Below are 3261 nucleotides of genomic sequence, written 5' to 3'. Positions count from 1 at the left end.
GGCGGGACGGCGGGTGCGTCGAGCTCGTAGCCCGTGAGGGACAGCTCGGGGAACACGACGACCCGGGCGCCCGCCGCGCGGACCGCCTCCGCGTGACCCCGCGCGTTGGCCGCCACGTCCCGCGCCACGCACGCGGGTTGGGCCGCGGCGACGGCCAGTCCGGGTCCTCCGGTCCGCATGCTCAAACCTCACACCACCGACGGGGTTCGGAGTCGACCCTTTCGGGTGACACTCGGTCATGATCGTCACGGCCAGCGATACCCGCTGGTAGGGCCACTCGGCCGTAAACCTTCGCCTCAAGACCGTAATTAAGTGAGGTCTCGTTGACGTAAGCGACACAATACGGCCGCGATCCGGACACTCGGGTCGGACGGGATAGGCACACCCCCGCCGACCATCCCGGAAGGAACCGCGTTGGACGTCCTGGTCCTGACGACCGCCTCCGACGGCTGTGTCGTACTCCCCGCGCTCGACCTGCTCCCCCACACCGTCCACACCGCACCCCTCTCCGTCGCCGCGTTCCTCGCCGCCCCGATGTGCGACGTCGTGCTCGTCGACGGGCGCACCCAGCCGCGGGCCGCCGCGGCCCTCGCCGGCCTCGTCGTCGCCACGGACCGGGGCGTCCCGGGCGTGGCGGTCGTCGACGAGGCAGCGCTCCCCTCCGTCGACGCCGGACCGTTCGCGCAGCTCGTGCTGAGCGGCGCGGGCCCCGCCGAGGTGGACGCCCGGCTCCGGCTCTCCCAGCGCCACCGCGTCCAGCTCGAGCCCGACGGCGTCGACGCCCCGGTGGTCATCCGCGTCGGCCCGTTCGAGCTGGACCAGCACGCGTACACGATCACCGTCGAGGCCCGCCCGCTCCCGCTCACCCACCACGAGTTCGAGGTGCTCCGGGCGCTGCTCGCGCACGCCGGGCGCCCGCTGTCGCGCGAGCGCCTGCTCGGCGTGCTCGGCGGCGCCGACCCCAGCCCGCGGGCGATCGACTGCCACGTCCGCGCGCTGCGGTCCAAACTGGGCAGACACCGCTCCAGCATCAAGACGGTCCGGGGCCTGGGCTACCTCGCCGTCACCGCCTAGTCTCCCGCACCGCAAGTCCGTCGCCCGTCTCGGCGGATCCAGGTTCACGCGAGGCCAGGCAGCCGGTCCGAGGCTCGTACCGGGTGTACTCGCCGGACCGGCGACGCCGCCTGCGTGGGGCCTGGGCCGTGGAGATCTGTGGCGGATTCGCGGTGCGGGACCCTAGTCTGGGGCGGTACCGCACGGGTGGCGGCGTCGATCTCGATCGTCTCCGGGAGCCGCCATGTCCCACGACCTCGTCGTCCGCCCGTTCCGCCGCGCGGACCGTGACCCCCTCACGGCCCTGGTCGCCGCGCACAGCACCGTCACCCAGACCAGCACGACCACCGCGACCGCGAGCACCACCCAGATCACCGGGCACCACCCGGCAGCACCTGGGACACCAGCGGCACCTGGCGGGGGTCCGCGGCGATCGCGGCCTGGTAGACCTGCAGCACCTGACCGGCGACGACCGGCCAGTCGAACTGCGCGGCCCGCGCCCGACCGGCGGCGGACAGCGCGGCCCGCCGCGCCGGGTCCGTCAGCAGGTCCCGCAGCGCGCCGGCCAGAGCCCCGGGGTCCCCCGTGGGGACCAGGACGCCGGCGGGACGGTCCTCGCCGAGCACGCGTCGGAAGCTCTCGAGGTCGCTGGCCACGACCGGCGCGCCCGCCGCCATGGCCTCGGTGAGCACCATCCCGAAGCTCTCGCCGCCCAGGTTGGGGGCGCAGAACACGTCGACGGAGCGCAGCGCGGCGGCCTTGGTCTCGTCGTCCACGGCGCCGAGGACCTCCAGCTCGACGGGGCCCGCCTCGCGACGCAGCACGTCGACGTCCCCGCGCCCGACCACGAGCAGCCGGGCGTCGACGGTCCGCAGCGCCTCGAGCAGCACCGACATGCCCTTGCGGGGCTCGGTGAACCGCCCGACGAACCCGACGGTCGGCGTGCGCGGATAGCCGGGCAGCAACCGGCCTGCGGCGAAGCGGGCGACGTCGACCCCGTTGGGGATCTCCGTCGCGTCCCCGCCGAGGTGCTCGACCTGGACCCGGCGGGCCGTCGACGACACCGCGATCCGCGCCGTGACCTTCTCCATCAGCGGCCGCAGCACCCCGCCGAAGGCGTGCAGCGTGCGGGAGCGCTCGGTGGAGGTGTGGAAGGTCGCGACGATCGGGCCCTCCGCGGCGAGCAGGGCGAGCACGGAGATCGAGAACGTGGTGGGTTCGTGCAGGTGGAGGACGTCGAACGCGTTGTCGGCCAGCCAGCGGCGGGCGCGGGCGTAGGTGACCGGGCCGAACGTCACCCGCGCCACCGAGCCGTTGTACGGCACGCCGAGAGCCTTCCCCGCGGGCGTGACGAACGCGGGCAGCACGGTGTCCTCGTCCGCGGGCGCGAGCACGGACACCGTGTGCCCCAACGCCTGCAGCGCCACCGCCAGGTCGACGACATGGGCCTGCACCCCGCCCGGGACGTCGAGCGAGTAGGGGCAGACGATCCCCACCCTCACCGGCCGTCGCCCCCCGGGGTCAGGTCCTGCAGCATGTGCCAGTCCGCCGGATGGGCCGCGATGAGCTGCTCGAAGGCGCGGGCGATCTCCAGCGTGGCCTTCTCCACCCCGCCCGACCGCTCGGGCACCGGGATCGGCTCGGTGATGGTGGCGCCCCAGCGGCCGCCCGGCAGGAAGTACGGCCCGGCGACGTGCAGCTGAGCGCCCGTGAGGGAGGCCAGCGCGGCGGGCCCCGAGGGCAGCTTGACCGTGTCGCCGAAGAAGGGCACGTCGATGCCGGTCCCCGTGAGGTCGCGGTCGCTGACCAGGCAGACCAGGCCGCCCGCGCGCAGCCTGCGGGTGAGCGCGACGTGGGCGCGGCGGCCGTCGTCCTGCGCCACGATCTCGAAGCCGAGCGACTCGCGGTACCCCACGAACCGCCGGTAGACCGAGGCGGGCTCCAACCGCTCGACGACCGTCGTCATCACCGGCGGCAGCCCGTGCCTGCGCATCTCCTCGATGGCGTAGACCCCGGCGACGTCCCAGTTCCCCGCGTGCGGCAGGGCGAGCACCACGCCCCGGCCCTCCTGCATCGCGGCGATCACGCCCGCCATGCCCGTGGTCCACGGGGCCATGCCGGCGTGCACGGCCCGCGGGTCCAGCGCGGGCAGCCGGAAGGCCTCCTGCCAGTACCGCGCGTAGCTGCGCAGCGCGGCGCGGACCAGCC

The 3261-nt window shown here is 74.6% G+C and carries 4 protein-coding genes; 1 reads left to right on the top strand and 3 read right to left on the bottom strand.

Annotated elements, in window-relative coordinates; genetic code table 11:
• Nucleotides 1-179: nitrilase-related carbon-nitrogen hydrolase (locus H5J29_RS36645; protein ID WP_376768576.1), on the bottom strand; the 179-nt coding region annotated here is incomplete at its 3' end.
• Nucleotides 180-414: 235 nt separating this feature from the next.
• On the opposite strand from H5J29_RS36645, the gene H5J29_RS26520 reads away from it, so the two are divergent.
• On the top strand, nt 415-1074 hold the full coding sequence (locus H5J29_RS26520; RefSeq protein ID WP_181783736.1) for a winged helix-turn-helix domain-containing protein: 660 nt from the start codon (nt 415-417) through the stop codon (nt 1072-1074).
• A gap of 350 nt (nt 1075-1424) precedes the next feature.
• Here the strand turns inward: H5J29_RS26520 and H5J29_RS26515 are convergent, their stop codons facing one another.
• Together H5J29_RS26515 and H5J29_RS26510 are read right to left on the bottom strand one after the other, a co-directional pair.
• Complete coding sequence (locus H5J29_RS26515) at nt 1425-2555, bottom strand: glycosyltransferase family 4 protein (RefSeq protein ID WP_181783735.1); 1131 nt, start codon at nt 2553-2555, stop codon at nt 1425-1427.
• The coding region (locus H5J29_RS26510) for a phosphatidylinositol mannoside acyltransferase (RefSeq protein WP_181783734.1) at nt 2552-3261 on the bottom strand (710 nt) is incomplete at its 5' end. The genes H5J29_RS26510 and H5J29_RS26515, both read right to left, overlap by 4 nt.

This window comes from Pseudonocardia pini, from assembly GCF_013870575.1.
Taxonomy (GTDB): domain Bacteria; phylum Actinomycetota; class Actinomycetes; order Mycobacteriales; family Pseudonocardiaceae; genus Pseudonocardia; species Pseudonocardia pini.
The sequence above is the reverse complement of the archived record's forward strand: the minus strand, read 5'-3'. Positions and strand labels throughout refer to the sequence as shown.